Origin of the sequence: Brevibacillus fluminis (genome assembly GCF_003710825.1) — a bacterium.
In the GTDB taxonomy this organism is placed as follows: domain Bacteria; phylum Bacillota; class Bacilli; order Brevibacillales; family Brevibacillaceae; genus Brevibacillus_D; species Brevibacillus_D fluminis.
Genome location: NZ_RHHQ01000033.1, coordinates 33,088 through 52,750, shown reverse-complemented (window position 1 = coordinate 52,750; position 19,663 = coordinate 33,088). Strand labels below are relative to the sequence as shown.

18 protein-coding genes and 1 pseudogene are annotated in these 19,663 nt (G+C 48.5%); 10 read left to right on the top strand and 9 right to left on the bottom strand.

Annotation, left to right across the window (positions count from 1 at the left end):
- The coding region (locus EDM56_RS30620) for an IS3 family transposase (RefSeq protein ID WP_148040436.1) at positions 1-79 on the top strand (79 nt) is incomplete at its 5' end.
- 63 nt (positions 80-142) lie between these two features.
- Here EDM56_RS30620 and EDM56_RS30615 read toward each other — a convergent pair.
- Positions 143-1,507 (bottom strand): D-serine ammonia-lyase, encoded by a 1,365-nt coding sequence (locus EDM56_RS30615; RefSeq protein WP_122921719.1) that lies wholly within the window; start codon positions 1,505-1,507, stop codon positions 143-145.
- Positions 1,508-1,776: 269 nt separating this feature from the next.
- Between EDM56_RS30615 and EDM56_RS30610 the strand changes: the two genes are divergently transcribed.
- The 3 genes and pseudogenes from EDM56_RS30610 to EDM56_RS30600 all read left to right on the top strand — a co-directional run bounded on the left by EDM56_RS30610 (position 1,777) and on the right by EDM56_RS30600 (position 5,148).
- Positions 1,777-3,744, top strand: a complete 1,968-nt coding sequence (locus EDM56_RS30610) for a methyl-accepting chemotaxis protein (RefSeq protein ID WP_183192655.1) — start codon at positions 1,777-1,779, stop codon at positions 3,742-3,744.
- 137 nt (positions 3,745-3,881) lie between these two features.
- Positions 3,882-4,262 (top strand): DUF1259 domain-containing protein, encoded by a 381-nt coding sequence (locus tag EDM56_RS30605; protein ID WP_122921717.1) that lies wholly within the window; start codon positions 3,882-3,884, stop codon positions 4,260-4,262.
- A gap of 76 nt (positions 4,263-4,338) precedes the next feature.
- Positions 4,339-5,148: pseudogene (locus EDM56_RS30600) on the top strand (DUF2935 domain-containing protein).
- A 360-nt stretch (positions 5,149-5,508) separates the two neighbouring features.
- Here the strand turns inward: EDM56_RS30600 and EDM56_RS30590 are convergent.
- On the bottom strand, positions 5,509-5,823 hold the full coding sequence (locus EDM56_RS30590) for a metal-sulfur cluster assembly factor (RefSeq protein WP_122921716.1): 315 nt from the start codon (positions 5,821-5,823) through the stop codon (positions 5,509-5,511).
- A 166-nt stretch (positions 5,824-5,989) separates the two neighbouring features.
- On the opposite strand from EDM56_RS30590, the gene EDM56_RS30585 reads away from it, so the two are divergent.
- A complete protein-coding gene (locus tag EDM56_RS30585; protein WP_122921715.1) occupies positions 5,990-6,562 on the top strand; it encodes a GNAT family N-acetyltransferase in 573 nt (190 codons plus the stop codon).
- A 5-nt stretch (positions 6,563-6,567) separates the two neighbouring features.
- On the top strand, positions 6,568-7,023 hold the full coding sequence (locus EDM56_RS30580) for a helix-hairpin-helix domain-containing protein (RefSeq protein WP_122921723.1): 456 nt from the start codon (positions 6,568-6,570) through the stop codon (positions 7,021-7,023).
- Positions 7,024-7,109: 86 nt separating this feature from the next.
- Here the strand turns inward: EDM56_RS30580 and EDM56_RS30575 are convergent, their stop codons facing one another.
- Together EDM56_RS30575 and EDM56_RS30570 are read right to left on the bottom strand one after the other, a co-directional pair.
- Positions 7,110-7,463, bottom strand: coding sequence for a hypothetical protein (locus tag EDM56_RS30575; RefSeq protein ID WP_122921714.1), 354 nt, complete (start codon positions 7,461-7,463; stop codon positions 7,110-7,112).
- A 200-nt stretch (positions 7,464-7,663) separates the two neighbouring features.
- On the bottom strand, positions 7,664-8,539 hold the full coding sequence (locus EDM56_RS30570; protein ID WP_122921713.1) for a sigma-70 family RNA polymerase sigma factor: 876 nt from the start codon (positions 8,537-8,539) through the stop codon (positions 7,664-7,666).
- Positions 8,540-8,755: 216 nt separating this feature from the next.
- On the opposite strand from EDM56_RS30570, the gene EDM56_RS30565 reads away from it, so the two are divergent.
- Positions 8,756-9,175, top strand: a complete 420-nt coding sequence (locus tag EDM56_RS30565) for a VOC family protein (protein ID WP_122921712.1) — start codon at positions 8,756-8,758, stop codon at positions 9,173-9,175.
- Positions 9,176-9,378: 203 nt separating this feature from the next.
- The gene (locus EDM56_RS30560) at positions 9,379-10,866 is read left to right on the top strand and encodes a hypothetical protein (RefSeq protein WP_122921711.1); all 1,488 of its coding nucleotides are present in this window, start codon (positions 9,379-9,381) and stop codon (positions 10,864-10,866) included.
- 136 nt (positions 10,867-11,002) lie between these two features.
- Here the strand turns inward: EDM56_RS30560 and EDM56_RS30555 are convergent, their stop codons facing one another.
- Positions 11,003-11,662, bottom strand: coding sequence for a response regulator transcription factor (locus tag EDM56_RS30555; protein ID WP_221176019.1), 660 nt, complete (start codon positions 11,660-11,662; stop codon positions 11,003-11,005).
- A 252-nt stretch (positions 11,663-11,914) separates the two neighbouring features.
- Between EDM56_RS30555 and EDM56_RS30550 the strand changes: the two genes are divergently transcribed.
- Together EDM56_RS30550 and EDM56_RS30545 are read left to right on the top strand one after the other, a co-directional pair.
- Positions 11,915-12,460: a hypothetical protein gene (locus EDM56_RS30550; protein ID WP_122921710.1), complete on the top strand. Its 546-nt coding sequence runs from the start codon at positions 11,915-11,917 to the stop codon at positions 12,458-12,460.
- A 131-nt stretch (positions 12,461-12,591) separates the two neighbouring features.
- Positions 12,592-14,703 carry a sensor histidine kinase gene (locus EDM56_RS30545; protein WP_122921709.1) on the top strand — a complete coding sequence of 704 codons (2,112 nt, stop codon included), beginning with the start codon at positions 12,592-12,594 and terminating at the stop codon, positions 14,701-14,703.
- Between the two features lie 58 nt (positions 14,704-14,761).
- On the opposite strand, the gene EDM56_RS30540 is transcribed toward EDM56_RS30545, so the two are convergent.
- The 4 genes from EDM56_RS30540 to EDM56_RS30520 all read right to left on the bottom strand — a co-directional run bounded on the left by EDM56_RS30540 (position 14,762) and on the right by EDM56_RS30520 (position 19,612).
- Positions 14,762-15,418 (bottom strand): response regulator transcription factor, encoded by a 657-nt coding sequence (locus tag EDM56_RS30540; protein WP_122921708.1) that lies wholly within the window; start codon positions 15,416-15,418, stop codon positions 14,762-14,764.
- Positions 15,419-16,111: 693 nt separating this feature from the next.
- Positions 16,112-17,206 carry a Ger(x)C family spore germination protein gene (locus tag EDM56_RS30530; RefSeq protein ID WP_122921706.1) on the bottom strand — a complete coding sequence of 365 codons (1,095 nt, stop codon included), beginning with the start codon at positions 17,204-17,206 and terminating at the stop codon, positions 16,112-16,114.
- Positions 17,199-18,284: a GerAB/ArcD/ProY family transporter gene (locus EDM56_RS30525; RefSeq protein WP_122921705.1), complete on the bottom strand. Its 1,086-nt coding sequence runs from the start codon at positions 18,282-18,284 to the stop codon at positions 17,199-17,201. Before EDM56_RS30525 ends, EDM56_RS30530 begins: the two co-directional genes overlap by 8 nt.
- Positions 18,284-19,612: a spore germination protein gene (locus tag EDM56_RS30520; protein WP_122921704.1), complete on the bottom strand. Its 1,329-nt coding sequence runs from the start codon at positions 19,610-19,612 to the stop codon at positions 18,284-18,286. Before EDM56_RS30520 ends, EDM56_RS30525 begins: the two co-directional genes overlap by 1 nt.
- Positions 19,613-19,663: the final 51 nt, after the last annotated feature.

The following is a 19,663-nucleotide window of genomic DNA, read 5'->3' as shown; positions in this document are numbered from 1 at the left end:
TAACAACAAACGAATCAAGATAAAATTAAAAGGCTTAAGTCCAGTGCAATACCGGACTCAAACCTTACATGCTGCTTAAAAAAATACGAGTCTAACTTTTTGGGGTCACTTCACTGCTTTCGGTAGCGTTTTTTCGCTAGTCTTACTTGCCTTTTGATGCCTGCACGCCTTTCGCATAGTACTCTTCCTGAACCTCAGGCGGTACCATGCTTCCTCCTGTTGCCCAGACGATGTGCGTCGCATCTTTCATCTTGTCGGTCAAGTGATGCCGTGTGAGATAGGCTTGTCCTGCCTCTGTTTGCTGCAATCGCACCGGACCTGGCATACCGGCCAACGCAGACGGCTCCAGACGGATCGACTCGGTGTCGTAAAGGTCGCGCAGCAACCGGTACAGCTCCTGATCATCCACGGTGTAAATGCCGCTCAGCAGCGACTCGATGGCTTTTCCGACAAAACGCGATGGGCGGCCGACAGCCAGTCCGTCCGCATCCGTCTTGTTATCAATGCCGAAATCTTGTACGGAGACCTGGTCATGCAGTCCGGTCATTAACCCGATTAGCATGCAGGGCGAATGGGTCGGCTCAGCGAATAAGCAGTGGACATTTTCACCATAAATCAGCTTCAGTCCATACGCAACGCCACCAGGACCGCCGCCCACCCCGCACGGAAGATAGACGAACAGCGGATGCTCGCGATCGACCGTGATTTGCTGCTCGTCCAGCTGCTTTTTCAATCGATTTGCCGCGACGGCATAGCCGAGGAACAGATGCTTGGAATTTTCATCATCGATGAAATAGCAGGTCGGGTCCGCTTCCGCTTGCTTCCGGCCTTCTTCGACCGCTTTTCCATAGTCGGCTTCATATTCGACGACCGTTACTCCTCGCTTTCGCAGCAAGTCTTTTTTCCACGCCTTGGCGTCAGCCGACATGTGAACGGTCACGCGAAACCCTAGCTTGGCACTGATTACGCCGATGCTTAGCCCAAGGTTGCCCGTGGAGCCGACAGCGATTGAGTAACGGGAAAACAAATCCCGAAACGCATCCGAGTCCAAAACCGCATAGTCGCTCTCCTTGCTGAGCATTTGGTGCTTCCACGCCAACGCTTCCGCATGTGCCAGCACCTCATAGATGCCGCCCCGGGCTTTGATCGAACCGGAAATCGGCAGGTGGCTATCGCATTTCAACCACAGTGAACCCGGCAGTTCCTGACCGCTTTTTTCTGCGAGCAGGCTCTGCATGTCCTTGATCCTGACGAGCTTCGATTCGATCAATCCACCAGACTCCGCCGTTTCCGGAAACGCTTTTTCGATAAAAGGTGCGAACCGTTGCAGCCGATCGCTCGCATCCTGCACGTCCTCCGCGGTCACTTGAGCAGCGGTCCCATCGAACCCGGTATAGAGCGGGTTCGTCCAAAACACTTCCTCCGTCTCGGAGAGTGGCTGAAGCAACGGGTAGTCATCCTTCCATTCCCTGATTTGTTTTCCCGCAATGATCGTATCGTTCCCCATTGTACGTAAACCCTCCCTTTCGTTTTTCCTCACCTGCAAACAATTCGGACTATCTATCAATATACCGAGAATCGGTTACATTGCAATCCTGTGCGTGTGAAACGATGTGTTTTTTAAGCGTCATGGTAGTTCGCCCCGCCTATTATTAAGGCAAATTTAAGATTTTGTAAATTCGTTTTCATAGTTCTTCTATCCTAGGAATGGCTTTGTTACACTTTAACAGGCACACGTTCAATGAATCACGACTGGGATATGGGGAGAACGGGGAAATGAAAAAACAGCTTAGCTTGCCTTTGAAGTGGAAATTGATCCTTTTTACATCACTGTTGTTGCTGCTTCCGTGCGTGACGATCGGCGTTTTCTCATTCATCAATGCCAAGGCGGAAATCGGTCAACAGATGATGCAAACAGCAGATCAAAATGTTCGGTCACTCAGCAAGTATATCGATCAGATGATTTCTCCAAAAGTGAACGATGTCGGCTATTTATCAGCGACGTTATCTGAAAGTTCATTCGAAAAAAATGAACAGTTTTTGCACCGTGAAGAATTCAATAAGTACAATATCCTCCATCCGGAGGCACTGCTGCTGATTGCAGCGAATGAGGAAACCGCTATCTTGTCTCCCGACCGCAACTTACCAAGCGGCTACGAAGTGAAAAAAAGCCCCTGGTATGAGCAGGCGATGAACGCCGTCGGGAAAACAATCATCACGGCCCCTTACCTCGACCCGATTACCGGCGTACAAGTCATCACGATCGCCCGTACGGTCAGCGATGATTCGGCTGTCTTTGCCATTGAGCTTGATGTAAATGCGCTCGCAAAAGTCGCCGACGAGCAAAAAATCGGCAGCACCGGCTACGTCGCCATTCTCGATCAAGATCAAAAGCTGGTGATCCACCCGACCGAAAAATTCGGGACACAAGTTGCGGGTGACTGGGTGAGTCAGCTGTACAAACAAGATACAGGTACGTTTTCCTATGTGGACCGTGGTCAAAAAATGTGGATGTCATTCGTCACCAATAAATTGACCGGCCTTAAGCTAGCGGGAACCATCTATGACCAGGAGCTGGCACATTCGGCAGATTCCATTTTGATTACAACCAGCATTGTGGTTGCGCTTGCTTTGCTGGTCGGTTTCGGAGCCAACTATGCCGTCATCGCTTCCATCGTAAGGCCCATACATACGCTTGTGACCGCATCCAAAAAAATTAAGCAAGGCGACTTAACCGTTCGCATCGCTGTCTCTTCCAAAGACGAGATTGGTCAGTTGGCCGAGCATTTCAACGCAATGAGCGAGTCGTTGCGCAGTATCCTGCAGAAGGTGCGGGAGCAGGCAATGATTTTGGCGAGTTCATCGGATGAGCTTGCGGAAAGCACGGAAACGACGAGCAAAGCGACACAGATGATTACCGAATCGATCCAGGGCGTAGCTTTTCGGGCAGACAAGCAAGTCGGCGAAATCCAGCACTGTGTCGCCACGATGGAGCAAATGTCTGCAGGCATCGAACAAATCGCTGCCAATGCCAAAACGGTTTCATCCACCGCTGCACAAGCAGCAGAAAAAGCCGGCGAAGGAAATGAAGCGATCCATATCACGACTGCGCAAATGAACAGGATGAACGATACGATGCTTCATCTGGCAAAGGTTGTGCAAGGATTGCAGCACCGCTCGGTGGAAATCGGCCAATTTGTCGATTTCATTAAGCAAATCTCTTCCCAGACGAATTTGCTGGCGCTGAATGCTGCGATTGAGGCCGCCCGAGCGGGAGAGCACGGGAAAGGATTCGCTGTCGTCGCTGATGAAGTGAGAAAGCTCGCAGAGCAATCAGCCGGTTCTGCTGGTCAGATTGCTGAGCTGATTGCCGCCATTCAGGCAGAAACGCAATTGGCGGTGAAATCAATGAACACTGGAACCGAGGAAGTTGCGGTTGGGTTAGAAGTCGCGCAGCGATCCGGAGAATTATTCAAACAAATTCAGGACTACGTCATCACCATCGCGGAGCAAATCCATGAGGTGTCCACCTCTTCCGCGCAAATCTCAATCGGAACGGCAGACGTCGCACAGTCGATCTCGGCAATCGCCGCAGCAGCTGAGCAAAATGCTGCCGGAAACCAGCAGGTGTCATCCTCTGCCGACGAGCAATCTGCCTCCCTGCAAGAAATCTCCGCATCCTCTGCTTCATTAACAAGTATGGCGCAAGATTTGCAAAAACTGGTCACCAGCTTTACGCTGTGAGTGGCTGGAACGAATGGAACAAGGGGCGGATTTCCGCCTCTTTCGTTTTTCCTATGAGCCCTCTCAGCTATGAAACTATTACTTTTTTTCTTCCTCGACATAGTTTGTATCATGCAAACTCGAAGGGGGGAACAGAAGTGAAAATTCCAAAAGGCTTATGCAAGAAACTAGCTTGCATCTTGGGGGGCATGGGCATGTCCAATGATACGTGCAGCATTACGGTAAAACGAAACCTGAACGCAAGGATTCTGGGCAAAAAGTACGAAACCGAACACGAGATCACCATCCAGTCGTTAGGGCGTGATGGAAAATCGTTAAATACGGCAGAAATCACCGTTCTTCAAAAAGAAGTCCAACGTTTTGTCGATGCCGCTCGCAAGCAAAAACTGAAAGTGACTGCAATCCACAACCATTGGCTGTTTGATGATCCGCGTCTGATGTACATCCACTTAGAATCGGTGAGCGAGCCCGTAAAATTCGCAAAGAAGCTTAGAAAAGCGTTGGATGTTTTGAAATAAGCACGTTCGCACGCTCTTTCTTACACACTTATGGGCTCCAGCACATAGGTTGAAGTGTAATAAGGAGGGAACGACGTTGAACCGTGATGCAAGGAACGATTTATTGTTTGAACATCGTTTTTGGCTGCAAATTCTCGGGGATCATGCCCGGTTTATCCATCAATCACTGGCTCCGGTTGAAAAGACAGAGATCGAGCAAGCGAGCAATTTCATCGGCTCCTTTGACAGCTTGCTCGCGTACGCACGCACAAACATTTCTGACGACGAGCTTCAGTCGCTTACGCAGTAAGCGAACGAACTGACTCGCTTCTTTCGCGATTTCAAGCTACACCTGCTCGAACGACATCTGGTCGGAAAGATCTCCATCAGCTTGCCTCCGACTTTTCTCAACCATATGGTGAACGAATTGGAAGAATATCTGCGAATCTTGAACTATTACCTATCCACTGGCGGGATTCCCTCGTTTCAAACCATCCATCATCATTTGCTTTGGCTGTCGGATGCAGTAGGACACGCTGCCACCATAACATCGCTTCTCGATATGGTGGAGCATGATAGCCAGCAAAAAAGCAATCGCTTCACGAAACAATTTGAGCACTTTTATTTGAAAGCGATCGAGCTGGCTGGATATTTGCGCACCAATGTCAAGGATTTCCCCGCACTCAATCGCTTCAACCGCCAAGCCGAAATGGAAATCCAGCTGTTCCAGGTTTTTCTGCATGAATTGACAGAAATGCGGCTGCAGGATGAATTATTAGGCGTTTTGTCTCCCCTGATGGCTGACCATATGTCGCGGGAGGAATGCTATTATTTGATGAAGCTGTCCGAGGTGTCCGACGTGCAAACGCCAGACTGTTATCCGACTCGACCGAGACTTGAGCAATGATGTTCATGCTCGCTGAAAATAAGGAATAGACTGGCCCTAAAAATGAAACAGCGGAGCACTGAGACTGAGAAATAAAGTCTTAGACGGCCGCTGATTTTTTATGCGAATGAAGCATACCGCTGCATGGATGAATGCGAAAGTCTTTTGCATTTTCTAAGACCTATGCATCGTTCATTTTGTTAAAAAATGCTACATCGTCGATTAGCGGCCTCACCGTCGGATGACCGGGCTTCATCGCTTTGCCGATGCTCTGACGCTGCTGTTTGCCCTCCTCAGTCTGTTTCGTCGGAGGGCGCTCTCTATTCCATCCACACTACTCCACGGTACTATATTTGAAACAATTGTTATGCTCAGCTGCCCTTATGAGATGCTTTGACGCGACCTGATTTCTTCACGGGCCCGGTCATTCATTCGCGCGGGACTCCATTTCGGTTCCCAAACAAGCGAAACATTCGCCTCTGAAATCCCGGAAATGGCAGTAACCGCCTCTTTGACATTTTTGACGATGTCATCTGCCAAAGGACACTCGGGAATGGTCAACGTCATTTCAATGTTTGCCCGCCCGCTATCATCCACATTTATTTCGTAGACAAGCCCCAAATCTACGATGTTTACCCCGATTTCAGGATCGATCACTTCCTCCAATGCTGCCCATACCGCATCCTCTTTTTGCAAAAAAGCACCTCTTTTCTCTTATTGGTTATGGTATAAAATGCCCCATTTCGCTTCAATTAGCCTTCACGAAGCTACTGTTTTTTCCAGCCCCTACACGATACACTGATTGGGTAACCATTTTTCCAACTGTCATATCGCCTATCTGACGGCGCCAAGGAGGATCGCTATGGAGCTCTCGAAATCGATATACGCAAAAACACCCCGCCTCATTCTCAGACACATGTGCCTACAGGACGTAGTTCCCTTCTACACGTACCGTTCTGCCCCATCGGTCGCGGCCTTTCAATCTTGGGAAAACTATACGATGGAAGAAGCCGAGTCATTTGTTCATAAGCAGATTGCTCATTCGCCCAACCAGCCCGGGACATGGTTCCAGTTCGCCATCGCTCTGGCAGGAACGAATGAACTGATTGGAGACTGTGCACTCCATACGCCTATGCCTGAACCGAGAATCGTGGAAATTGGTTTCACCCTCGCACCCGAACATCAAGGGAAGGGGTATGCCAATGAAGCTGTTACCGCGCTTTTGCATTACATCTTCCAAACGCTGCAAAAACATAAGGTGATCGCTTTTGCTGATGTGCGCAACGAAAAATCCATTCGTGTATTGGAACGTCTCGGCATGAGACGGGAAGGGCATCTCTTACAAAACTACATGTCTAAAGGGAAGTGGGTCGATGAATATCAATATTCCATTCTCCAGTCTGAATGGATCGAGATGAAAGGAGGAGGCGATTGAACGCGATGAAAACAACGAAAAAAACGCCAAAGCTTGATCTATCCACAACCGAGCGTGCTGCCCTGCGGTCACATCACATACGGCTAAATGAACTCCATGACATCGATGCCCAGCAGTTGAGTGCGCAGCTAGACATTTCCCTTCAGCGTGCCAAAGAACTAAAAGCAATGGCTGCGTTCCAACGCATTCCCTCTATCGGCCCACTATTCGCAAAAGATCTGATGCTGCTCGGATACTATCGCTTAGAAGACATAAAAGGGAAAGATGGGGCACTGCTGATCGAACAATTGGAGCGTCTTTATGGCGTTCAGATCGATCCTTGCGTGGAAGATCAGTTTCGCTTGGTCGTCCATTTTGCCGAAAATCCGGATAGCGACAAGCAATGGTGGGATTTTACCGAAGAGCGAAAGCAGTACCGCTTGCTGCATGGCTATCCCGCAGATCGCCCGAGTAAGGCATAAACACTTTCCAAAAAACAGGAGGCGGCCAACCGTCTCTTTTTTTCATACACGCAATCTCCCCTTTTTGACACGCCCCCATCGGACATTTACTGCTTTTCGATCAGCTCGCCGAGTTTCATTTGCGCAGCAGGCTGGAGCAGCTGGTCTGCGATTCGATACATATCCGGACGTCCTCTCTGCTTCCACCAGACAAAGGTCTCGCCGCGATCCTCTTTGACCCCTAGCACAGTAATACCGCCTGTCTGCATCGCGGTATAAGCCGCTTGCTCACGCGTAGTCGCTGTTTCTGACAGCTCACGCAGAACCAGTCCATAGCCGATCCCCAGTTTCAGATGTGAAGCAGTCTCCATCACACCGGCATCCTGTCGAAGTGACTTCATCGTCAACCGCCAAGCAAGCCATTCAAGCAGCTTTTCATTCACTTCACTTTTGGTAAACATGTTGTTACCTCGCCTCCGCAAATACAAGAACGTTTGTTCCTGTAGTATATGCAATCATAAGAACGACATGCAAATTAGAAAACCTGGTTACGACATGCTTTTGGCTTAAGCCGCGGTTGCCCTTATACTGGATAAGAATTTTATAAATTCTTATCTGTATAAAAAACTCCACGCATTCGTGGAGTATGTGCTGATCTTCATCATTCCAAAATCGCCAAGTCGAGCTCGTTAAGGCGTGTTTGATCAGCAATCATGCCGATTTCGGTAATTTTACCGTCAGCAATCGTAAACTCGAGCACGAGCAGCATTTTGCCGCGAGGTGCCACAAGGACACCCACTGAACCGTTTACGAGTACGGGTCGTGCTCCTTGGGCGCGACCTGCGAATTGCTTGGCAACCGATTGCGAACCGTAAACCTCTGGCACTGCGGAAACCGGTGCGAACGAAATGTCATTTCTGAGCACCACATTCGGGTCTAGCACCGACAGCAGCTTGTCAAAGTCACCGGTGCGCGAAGCGGCGAGGAAGGCATCGATTAGCTCCCGCTTTTGCATGACCTCCGCAGCATCGACCGCCAAATCCGTCCCTTGAACCCGTCGACGCGCGCGGCTTGCAAGCTGTCTTGCCGCGGCCTCATTACGTCCGACGATCGGTGCGATTTCTGAAAAAGAAAGGGCAAAAATATCATGCAGCACGAACGCGATGCGTTCAGCGGGATTCAGTTTCCCGAGAACCACAAGCATCGCAAGACCGACAGAATCGGCCAACAGTGCTTCTTGCTCGGGATCGCTTCCATCATGACGGCTTGTTGCCGGTTCGGGCACACTCTCCATCATCGGCTCCTCGTGCCGCGATTTCCGGGAGCGCAGCATATCAAGGCACACCCTCGAAACAATCGTCGTTAGCCAGCCTCCCATATTCTCCACTCCGCTCGTATCGGAGCGACTAAGCCTTATCCATGCTTCCTGCACCGCATCATCCGCTTCACTTAAAGAACCTAACATCCGGTAAGCTACCGCTTGAAGATGGTTGCGATACGACTCGAATTGTTCCACAAGCCATTTGTGATCGCTCATTTGCACGTTCCTTTCATCGTTCCCTTTACCTTATATGTCGTACCAGCCGAAGCAGATGTGACCAAAAATATAAAAAATCATTTTTTCGCTCATCGGTCACATTTCCTGTCGGCCTTTCGACATCAATAGTGACAGGGAAAACCGGTCAACCAACTTGAAGCAATGCCGGGCCGGTTATCCCGCAAAAAAACATTTAATCCATAGGAGATGATTCTTATGAAAACAAGTCTGATCCCTTTTTTAGAAATGAACGGTAACGCCAATGAAGCCATCGATTTTTATGTGAAAGCACTGGAGGCCAAAGTCCTCTACACACTTCGATTCGGAGATATGCCTGAAAATCCAGTATCTCCGCTGCCTCAAGAAAAGAAAGAGTGGGTGTCATTCGCCATCTTGAAAATTGGCGAATCGGAGCTTCACCTGACCGACAACGTCACCGGCAGTGACTACCAGAAGGGCACACAGGTGACCATCGTCGTTCAAACCGACGACAAAGAAAAAGCTGCACAATATTTTGAAGCGTTAAAGGAAGGTGGACGTGTAAACGATCCACTGCAGTCCAGTTTCTTCAGCCCAGCTTATGGCAATGTCACGGATCCGTTCGGCGTCACATTCCGGATTTTGGCAAAAAAATAGCAGTAGCAAACGCTGGTTGGCCTTACTATAGAATAACGCAGTACATGCCGAGCGCTCCTTGGGGGTGGCTCGGCTTATTTACATTGCCAACGTTCCTGAAAAACTTCCCAGATCGGCAAGGAAGAGATTCCCTTGTTCCTGGGAATTCCGTGCAGTTATATTGATACCATTCGAAATTGATTCATCAGGGAGCGTGTGTACAAATGAAGTGGGAAATGACAAGAAAAGCATTGTGCGTGTTTCTGTGCGCCATGCTAATGAGCGTATTTGCAGGATTTGCACATGCAGCGGAGTCGGATACGGCAGCAGGTGTAAGCATTACGAAGTTTGCTTTACTTGAGAAAAAATTCGATAAGACCGGCAGCGCGGAATTCAAACCTGATGGCACACGGGACGGTCACTTTCAAGTGAGCCTCACCTTTTCGCAAAAAACCGTCGTGAATGCCATCATCCTGCGTTCTACCGATGTATTTGGCAAAGAAAACTATCATGGAATCTGGAGAACCAACCGTGTGGGAGTTGGCTGGCTATTGGGGATCGTACAGGGGGAGAAAGTGATCACGCCTGCTTTCCGGCCAACTCCGACAGATCCTGTCGGAACGTTTGAAGGGGCGGTTTCCTTCGATTTGTTTGCGAATGACAACGGGACGATGAAGGAAGGACAGTATTACGTCCTGGAAATCGAAACGCCCGAGGATACGATTATCTCGCAGCCGATTACGTTCGGAAAGCCGATGAATGATTCCGCAAGTGGGGGTACGAATGGCACAGCCGGTGGAGGAACAACACCTAATCCGAATCCTACGCCTATTCCGAATCCTGTGCCCTCTCCTGCACCCGTGACAGATTTGACGATTACGGGCGGACAGGGGACGATCACCGTTCAAGGAGCAGCACCAGGCGCAACGATCACGCTATTTCAAGACAAAGTCTGCTACGGCGGTGCATATTGCGACGCCAAAAACGGCTCCAATTACGGCTCCAATTACGGCTCCAAGACCGCGGACAGCAAAGGCAGCATTACCTTTTCGAAATTGCCGAGCATTGGCGGCAAATATTACGTAATGGAAAGCGTGAACGGACAGAGAACCAGGACATCAGGGGAAACCACGGTTACGGATGAAAAAAACGCCGATTTGATCAAAACCGATTTGACTGGCGGTTACGTCACCTTCGTGAAAGGGAGCAGCCCGCAGGTAAGGCTAATGCTATACGGGAATGTAACGGATAGCGAAATCAAATCGGTCGATGTGTCGTATGCGGGCGTGTCTTCAACTATACCGGTCAGTGACAAAAAGAGTTTCGTCTTGCAAAAGAATTACGACCTGTATTCCCCACTAGATATTGTCACCGTTACGGCGACAGGGGCAAATGGGAAAAAGCATGTCATGCACATCAAGCTCGGCTATGATATTTTCGATTATAAGACCGTGAAAGCGGAGCGAAACGGAAATGAAGTGACACTTCAAGCTCGTAATGGAATCTCCCGCACGTCGGCTTTACGTGTGTACCTGCTCGACGGCAATAAGTTGATCCCCTTGGATGGGAAAGTAGAGCATGAGACAGAGTTACCCACATCGATGGTGACCGGCTATCAAGTGAAGTTCACGACAGAGAAAGCAACGCAGGACATTCGTTTGCTTGTAGAAATACCGGATTCCGTGATAGAAATCGTGCCGATCATGCCATAGGACGACGTTTTCCTAGGAACTCCCCCAGTTTATCGGACAGAGATTAAATCAAGTTAAGACGCCAGTCGTCGGATTCAACCGGCGGCTGGTTGTTTCATGTAAACACCCCCAAAGGTATCCCCTATCATACGACTTCTCATGTCAAATCAAGTTGATCCTCATCCCGCATCTTCTTCACCAGACGTCCGGCTTCACTGCGATCGACGACTTGCAGTTTGTTGAGAATCGTTGAGACATAGTTGGCGACAGTCTTTGTACTCAAATGAAGACGAAATGCGATTTGGGCATTGCTGTCCCCCTCCGCAATACGTTCGAGAATCTCCCGTTCACGCTTCGTCAATTCGGACAGGCTGGCATCCATCAGCGGTTCAACAGGAGCCGGATTCGAAAAATAATGAATCATCCGCGACGCGATATCGGAGCCGAAGACGGCCCCACCGTTTCCCACCATGCGAATGGATTGAATCAGTTCAATTTCATCCGCATCCTTCAGAACATACCCGCGTGCTCCTGCTCGAATGGCTGCAAAAACAGACTGGTCGTCCTTGAACATGGTGAGGATGAGGATTTGCATGTGCGAATGCTTTTCCAAGATCTGGCGGGTCGCTTCAATGCCGTTGCATCCCGGCATGCGTATGTCCATTAAAATCAGATCGGGTTGCAGGCTGGAAGCGAGGGCAATCGCCTCTTCGCCAGTCGATGCTTCACCAACCACGCGCAAGTCGTCAGTGGTGCGCAAAAGATTGATGACTCCATTGCGAAACAGGGGGTGGTCATCAGCGACAAGAATGTCCAACGAAGATCACTCCTTTTCTTTTTCCGTCATTCCGAATTGCCAACTTCACTTCCACAGGATACTGGGAATGGCTTCCATCGCGTAACTCATTATAGCAACTTTGCAAAATTTCGAATACTGCTCATCGTACCCTTCCCGAAAGTTCCCGAGCTTCTTCCTTGAAAGGAAGGTAGCCATTGCTCTACACGGTGGGAAACCTCGCTTGATACGATTGCTTTAGAAAAAATCAATCTTACGAGATGGAGGGTCTTTATGGAATGGAAAACGGTAGTGAAATGGTTAGGCATGATTTGTTTGCTGGCAGGGCTCACGCGGATGGGAATGACCCCGAGCGCATTGATCTGGGGCTCGGATAGCCCACAAGAATTAACATTTGGATTCATCGCTTGCGTATTGATGTCCGTGGGGACGATCGGGACGTATCTGGTGCAATCGCGGGAAACAGGCATCGTCGGCTTTTTGGCAACGCTCTTGATTATCGTTGGCAACATTATCATCACCAGCATGGTATGGAACGTATTTGCACTCGGTAATATCTTGCCGGAAAATCCAGGTATTTTTGTCACGATCACACGCATGATTGGCATGGTAGGGACCATGATCGGCACGTTGCTCTTTGCGATTGTGACGTTTCGGGCAAAAGTATATCCCCGCTGGATCGTCGCCCTGCACGTCCTCATGATGTGCTCAATTGTTCTACCCGAATGGTTTGCCTTTTTCTGGGGATTGTCTTATGTCGCGATGGGCTACCTCATTTGGACCGGCAAACTTGAAAATAAAATCACGGCACGTGCCTGACCGCTCACACGGGAACTTTCGAGAATAAGCAGGAATATTCGGGAACTTATTCCCGGGGTATATCCAAGCATTTTTGCCGTTGCTATAATAAGGGAATCCACTTACTGCCAAACCGCAAAGGGGATCTTCTAATGCATGTTCGCAAGCTTTTGCCCATTCAAATCATTGTTGTCCTATTCTGCCTCGCAGTGGTTTCCTGTTTTCTTGTCAGCGTCCCCCGCTATTATGAACGGTTGGTCGCCGAGTGCATTCTGTCCGCCTGCAAGGTGACGCCAGCGCCACCGATGCCGCTTGCGGTACTGCAGCAGGAGCATCTGACTGTCGAAGGCTACGCCATGACTTTCACCGTGATCGATGCATCCTTTACGCTTTTGTTTTATCTCGCGGCCTTGATTATTTTGTGGAAGTGTTTCCGTGAACCGCTCGGCCTACTCGCGTCACTGATGTTGGTTTCGTTCGGAACGACATTTCCTTCGCTCGTCTGGGCTGCAGCGGAGCTCACGCCAGCCTTGTGGCATTGGTACGACCTGGTGGACATGATCGGCTGGATTACCTTGATCTCATTCTTTCTCATCTTTCCCGATGGCAGGTTCGTCCCGGCCTGGACAGTAAAAGTCTTGCTGCTGATCTGCCTGGTTTACCTGTACAGCGGCCTGTTTCCGGGCGCCCCGTTCAGATTCACATCATGGCCCAATCTCGCAAAGGCGTTCTGGCTTCTCTCGATCATTCTCTTGCTGGTAAGCACCCAGATATATCGCTACCGGAAAAAGTCGCTTCCTTTGCAGCGCCAACAGACCAAATGGATTGTTTTCGGCATGTCGTGCGGGTTGGGCGGTTTTATCAGCATCAGTTTTTTGTTTGAGCCCGCACTGTTTCAATGGGGCGCGACTGCTTATATTTACTTGAACGGGATTCTGGAGCTGTTTCTGCTTATCATTCCGCTGACTTTGACATTGGCAATCGTCCGCCTCCGTCTGTGGGATATCGATCCACTGGTTAAGCGAACACTGGTATATATCGGCCTTTCCGTCTTTGTGGTCGCGGTCTACATTTTATCTGTTCTGTACCTCAGCCGCTTGTTCCAGACAAAAGACAATGTCGTAATCTCCCTGCTTGCTACTTCCGTGGTAGCCGTGCTGTTCGCTCCTTTGAAAGAGCGGCTGCAGCGTCTTGTCAACCGCATGATGAAAGGGCGGCACGATGACCCATATGCCGTTCTCGCGGAGCTTGGGAACCAATTGGTCAAACCGATCTCGCCGGAAGCCATGCTTGAAGTTGTTGTCACGACCATCAAGGAGTCGCTCCGGCTGCCCTACACAGGCATCTCGATTTCCGTCAACGGCCAAAACACGCTGGTGGCATCCGCCGGAGAGCGAACGGACGAACTTTTGCCATTTCCGATCATCCATCGGGGGGAAGAATTGGGGACGCTGCTCGTGGCCAACCGTTCGCTCGGTGAGACGTTCACTGCTGCAGACTACAAGCTGCTCGACGTGCTGCTTACTCAATCTGGCCCGATCATTCAAAACGTGAACATGACCATCGGAATGAAGCTGTTGGCGGATGCCTTGCAGGAATCTCGTGAAAAACTGGTGTTGGCGCGCGAAGAAGAACGCAGGCAAATTCGTCACAACCTACACGATGACCTCGCGCCTCGTCTGGCCGCACTTGCGCTGAATGCCGCCGCAGCCGAAAAGCACGTCGTCCACAATCCCGAGACTGCCAAAGAGCTGATGGTCGAGCTCAGAAAAGTCATTCGTTCCACTGTTGATGAGATTCGCACATTGGTCCATGACTTGCGCCCGCCCACCCTGGATGAATTGGGATTGATCGGGGCCGTGCAAGAGAGAATCAACGAGCTTGGCCAATCCACCCGCCATCTCACTGCGGCTGGCATGCTGGCTGGGATGGAATTCTCCCTTCATGCGCCCGATCATCTACCGCCTCTGCCTGCTGCCGTCGAGGTTGCTGCGTATCGAATCATCACCGAGCTTGTGGTGAATGTCGTGCGCCATGCGAACGCTACCGCCTGCACCGTCCAGATCAAAATTACCCCTTCCCACCAGTTGGTTCTGGAAGTGACGGACAACGGCGTTGGCATCCAACCGCGACCAAAACCCTCCGAAAAAGGCGGGCTCGGCCTCGTGTCCATTCGCGAAAGAGCGGCCGAGCTCGGGGGACATTGCGTCTTTGAACGACTGGAGACAGGTGGAACTCAGGTGACGACCACCCTGCCGTTATAAATGAAAAAGTCCTTGATCGTTTCTGATCAAGGACTTTTCTGTTGAGACTTCCTCGTTACTACTCTTCCGGAAGCTCTACGCCCAAATTCTGCCGATTGGCCAATAGTCTCGCCGCGTGGCGGTCCGTTACATGAAGCTTGTTTAAAATCGTCGTCACGTAATTCGCCACTGTCTTTGAGCTCAGGTGAAGCTTCGCCGCGATTCTCGCATTCGATTCGTTTTTGGCAATCAATGCGAGAATTTCACGTTCCCGCGCCGTCAAGTTCGCAAATAGCGGATCTAGCGCGGTAGGAGTGCGGGAATCCGCGAAATAATCCATCATCCGCGAAGCGATATCTGCCCCGAACACCGCTCCGCCGTTCGCCACCATCCGAATGCTGTATAGCAGCTCATCCTCGTCGACATCTTTTAACGTATATCCTCGTGCGCCGGCACGCATCGCTGTAAAGACCGATTGATCGTCTTTAAACATGGTCAAAATCAAAATGTGCACCTGCGGCAACGCTTCTCTAATCTGCTTCGTCGCCTCAATTCCGTTCAAACCTTGCATCCGAATATCCATCAAAATCACATCCGGCTTGAGCGCCAGCGCCTTTTCGACCGCTTCCTCTCCGCTTGAAGCCTCGCCGACGATCTGCATGTCATCCGTTGTTTCCAGTAAATTACGCACCCCGCTCCGAAACAACGGATGGTCATCAGCCAACAAAATCCGCATTCTTTCCTTTTCCCCCTAAAAATTGTTTCCTCTTCTCACAATAGTATCATATCAACATTGCCGCGAGCTGCCGGTGATAAAAATAATGTGAATTCTCTTGCAAAAACGGGTAGTACATTGTCTTTACGCGAAGCTGGCTGCTATCCACTTCTCTCGCTTGCGGATGCTTAAACAACTCTCTGGACTTCCTGTTGGGTTTTACAATGTGGTATTTTCACCACATTATTCGTCCAAGCAGAAAATGCTCTCCTAGCGTAGAAATATAGCATCCCGTTAAAAAGGAGGAATTCTTCATGAGCAAACATTGTCACGTCATTACTTTAAAACGTGGTGAGTGCATTCTGGTGAAAACCAAAAAACGCCGCCGCACACATCGTCGTTGCACCTGCACTTGCCATTGCCGCCGTCGCCGCACTCATAAAAAATGCGGCTGCCATTAATCGTTTCAAGAGCATCTGTCTTGAACAGGTGCTCTTCTACATAATGCTGATAGCTGTACAATCTAGCGCCCTAAAGAAAAACCTCTAGGAAATCTCCTAGAGGTTTTGCCCTGAATCAGACTGATTTCCCCTGCCCTGATCCATCTTAAGAACTTCCGTCTCAAACGACTGGTACCCATTTTGGATGCCCATGATGACGTCTTTGATTTTAAAATAGCCTTGCGAATAGGCAACGGTATCCGCCTAAATCGCTTTATTCAATCAGACCTGTGGAGCGAATGCAAAGATTGGTTGTAACGTTGAATACAACTTTCGGATATAACTGTTGCCACTTTTTCCATTCGTCGTCAGGATGGTCATGGTGTGACGCTCGATACTGCAATCCAAATCCAATGGGATCAACTCCCCCTTTTTGCAGTTTTTGCAGCAAACGGCGAATACGGTCATTAGACGTCTTGTTGATCTCTTGCTCAAACGCATGCAGATTCACCTTAATCGATCTATGGGATTCTTCCAGTGTCCCCCGCATTTCCATGTGAACGCGGATGATCGGGCTTTCTTGGTTCCAATCAAATTGATACTTGGTTTTCAAGTCTGAGATAGAAACCGCAACCCGATCGCGTTTATTGGCAGAGACAACATCTACTTTCTTAAAATCATACATCAATTCATGTAATAATCGCGTCTCTTGTTTGGTCAGTTCCATGACCATTTTTTCCTTGTTAAAAAGAGCCACCTTGTCCACAATGTAATGCTGATCACTGGCCTCTACGATCGGTAAAAAGGGGTCTTTCCCACGCTCTTTTAACCTGCGGTGAAAATCGGCTAAATGCTCGGTGAGAGTAAAGGCCGATTCTGTACCCGACTTATCAAAAAACAAAATCAGTGCATTAGCCGCAAGCTTTTCATTCACCGGTTTCACTTTTAATACATCGAGGGCACGTGGTCGCCCCATCGTCATTAAAGCGATTTTTTGTATATCACGGCGTCGAAGGAGCCAATCGATCACATCATGCACGTTCTTCTTGGCCAAGCCTTCCCCAATAATGACCATTTTCGCTTGCCCAAAATCTAATTCTTTGCTGACCTTTGACTTCAACAAGCGAACTGCTTCCGTGATCGTAAACGCTTCTTCTGAAAGTAAAATAAATGGATTGCTGGCAGCCTTTTGCGTTTCGGCGCTTGGTACGGCAATCTTTACTGTAATTTTGTAGGGCAATTTTTCACCTTGATCTACCCCAATGCTGACAACCAATGCTCGTTTGTCCAAATCCTTGAACCCGCACGAATAAAGGGGCAACAAAAAGACAAACAAGAAGAAGCCAAAAAGAAAGCGCTTGTTATTCATTTGTTTTCCCCCGTTTTGCCAGAACTAACAAAATAATGACAGAAACGAATTCGGTTGCAAAACGAATGTTTAACCATATCTTACTTGCCTTAACAAAATCTTGTTCATTGTTAATGAGGTTGTACCAGATCGTGAATGTACAAAAGAGAAGCAAAACCAGGGTTTTTTTGAGTGGGAAGAATTTCGTTTTTTCAAACAAGCTTTGAAACAACTGGATCGATACGTGCCAATGGACACATGCGCTAAGGAGCGAAATGCTGATGTAAAGGGTTAAAAACATAAAAACCACTCGTTCCACAATTCCGTATTCGAAACGAATCGAATCTGCACTAGAGATCCAGGGAAACGTCAAATCGCCAACGGCATCAGTGCCATAAAAGCCGATCGGGATAAAAAAGGTTGTAACCAGCGTGATGAATCCCGTGATCGGTATCAACCATGGAACACGTACAATAAATTCCTTCTTCATGTATCGATTGAAGATTAAAAAATTGGTATATCCACTAAACAAATAAGAAGCTGCCGCCACCGTCGAATAGGAAGGGATTGTGTACGTAGATGAACTGATCACTTCTTTTACTGCCACCCAATCCATTGTCGCCGAACTGAACGCTTTCGAATAAATAATAAGAATCAACGGTATGTTGATCAAAAATAAAAGCTCGACCGTAAATATCAAGGCAATCGATTTCCGACTCGCAATCCAGCCAACCAAGAGTAAAAAAAGCAACAACGTTTGCGTCGTCGAAATTTCAGGATTGATGAAGCGAACCGAAATCGTCGAAAATCCGATAAGCGTGATCGCACCAGCGAAAAAAAACATCAATGCATTTATAAATAGAAAAGGCCAGAAAAACCAAGGGGCTGTTGCTTTTTGCAGAATTTCCGGCAAACCTTCCTCAGGAAACGCTTTCATGAAACGAACAAACAAAAACATAAGGATCGTACCTATGACAAAGCCCGTAACCAGCCCGATCGTTGCGCTATCAAAGCGGTGCTCAATCAACACCTTTGGCACCAATATAATGACATTGGAAATCATATTTAAAAGAACAAAAAAATAAAAATAGCGAACCATCACGGCCCCCTCCCTTGATCCCTCATATTCGGTTTTCTACGCAAGAAAGGTTCCCCCAGACTATCGAGAAGTGCCAGACGATGCACCAAAAAGATCAAACTTATGACGACGCCCAGAAGACCAAATAACGTAGCAACCAACAAAATGGGATACTTCATCACACGCATGGAGAAGCTCATCGTGTTAATCGGGATGACAAAGTTTGAAATGGCTACCGCAGCGACCAAGATAATCATGATATTCGAAACCAGACCGGCTGCTGTTGCGGCTTGTCCCAAAATGAGTCCACCAACCGTTGTCGCTGTTTGACCGATCGATTTGGGAAGACGTAAGCTTGCCTCCGTCAACAATTCCATCATCAGCAGCATAAATAAAACCTCTAAGAAAGAGGGATACGGTACCGCTTCTCGACTACCTGCAATTGATAAAGCTAGCTGGATACGAAATATTTCGGGATTATACGAAGTGAACACAACATAGAGTGCGGGAAGAAATAAGGAAATGAAAAGACCTATATAACGCAAGCAAACCAAAAAATGAGTGATCCAATAGGGTAAATTTAAATCGTCCATGGCAGAAAAAAAATCCCAAAAAACACTCGGTGCGAGCAAGGCAAATGAAGTGCCGTTTAAGAGAATCACGACTTTTCCTTGTGACAAATTCAAAACGACGCGATCTTGTCGCTCCGTAGATAACAAGGTCGGAAACAAGGAGGTCGATCGTCCATTTAAGAGTCGTTGCAAATGCCCGATCCCTTGCAGCGAAGGAACACAAATCGAATCGATTCTTTTTTCAATTTCAGAAACGATGCTTTCATTTGCGAAGGATTCATCATACAAAATGGCTATCTTCGCATTCGTTTTCGTACCAATTTCTTTCGTGATAATTTGCAAATTTTTGTTTTGGTATCGTTGTCTCAGGATAAACAAACTGGTTTCAATGTTTTCACTTAATGCATATTGAGGCCCCTGGATGATCGATTCAACGGTAGCTTCCCTTACATTAATAGAAATTGTTTTTTTCACATCGACAAAGTAATGTCGATCGAGAACAAAAACCGCAGCGTTTCCGGCCAATAGCTCGACATCAAGGGGGAAGGGATCTTCCCTTCTTGTTCGAGGGTTCGATATCAAAGCGTGTTCGAACTCGGTTTGATCGTTCGCACGCAAAAATGGTTTCGTAATCACTTCTTCGATAATCGATTCATCACACAACGTCTTAATATAAACCATTTCACCTTGTAGTTGCTTGGAGCGAAGCGGATGTACATGAAAGTCATAGGAGGCGAGTGATTCTTTGATTTCTTTCAATTGTTCCTCATTAATCATTCGTTGCTCACCTCTTTGGACATAGAGTTACCAAGGTTGGCCATTCTATGC

What these genes read in the sequence shown, in the direction of transcription:
- EDM56_RS30560 (WP_122921711.1), top strand. Translation starts at nt 9,379, where the DNA reads ATGAAGTGGGAAATGACAAGAAAAGCATTGTGCGTGTTTCTGTGCGCC.
- EDM56_RS30530 (WP_122921706.1), bottom strand. Translation starts at nt 17,206, where the DNA reads ATGAATAACAAGCGCTTTCTTTTTGGCTTCTTCTTGTTTGTCTTTTTG.
- EDM56_RS30570 (WP_122921713.1), bottom strand. Translation starts at nt 8,539, where the DNA reads ATGAGCGATCACAAATGGCTTGTGGAACAATTCGAGTCGTATCGCAAC.
- EDM56_RS30520 (WP_122921704.1), bottom strand. Translation starts at nt 19,612, where the DNA reads ATGATTAATGAGGAACAATTGAAAGAAATCAAAGAATCACTCGCCTCC.
- EDM56_RS30565 (WP_122921712.1), top strand. Translation starts at nt 8,756, where the DNA reads ATGAAAACAAGTCTGATCCCTTTTTTAGAAATGAACGGTAACGCCAAT.
- EDM56_RS30545 (WP_122921709.1), top strand. Translation starts at nt 12,592, where the DNA reads ATGCATGTTCGCAAGCTTTTGCCCATTCAAATCATTGTTGTCCTATTC.
- EDM56_RS30550 (WP_122921710.1), top strand. Translation starts at nt 11,915, where the DNA reads ATGGAATGGAAAACGGTAGTGAAATGGTTAGGCATGATTTGTTTGCTG.
- EDM56_RS30575 (WP_122921714.1), bottom strand. Translation starts at nt 7,463, where the DNA reads ATGTTTACCAAAAGTGAAGTGAATGAAAAGCTGCTTGAATGGCTTGCT.
- EDM56_RS30540 (WP_122921708.1), bottom strand. Translation starts at nt 15,418, where the DNA reads ATGCGGATTTTGTTGGCTGATGACCATCCGTTGTTTCGGAGCGGGGTG.
- EDM56_RS30580 (WP_122921723.1), top strand. Translation starts at nt 6,568, where the DNA reads ATGAAAACAACGAAAAAAACGCCAAAGCTTGATCTATCCACAACCGAG.
- EDM56_RS30525 (WP_122921705.1), bottom strand. Translation starts at nt 18,284, where the DNA reads ATGGTTCGCTATTTTTATTTTTTTGTTCTTTTAAATATGATTTCCAAT.
- EDM56_RS30585 (WP_122921715.1), top strand. Translation starts at nt 5,990, where the DNA reads ATGGAGCTCTCGAAATCGATATACGCAAAAACACCCCGCCTCATTCTC.
- EDM56_RS30610 (WP_183192655.1), top strand. Translation starts at nt 1,777, where the DNA reads ATGAAAAAACAGCTTAGCTTGCCTTTGAAGTGGAAATTGATCCTTTTT.
- EDM56_RS30615 (WP_122921719.1), bottom strand. Translation starts at nt 1,507, where the DNA reads ATGGGGAACGATACGATCATTGCGGGAAAACAAATCAGGGAATGGAAG.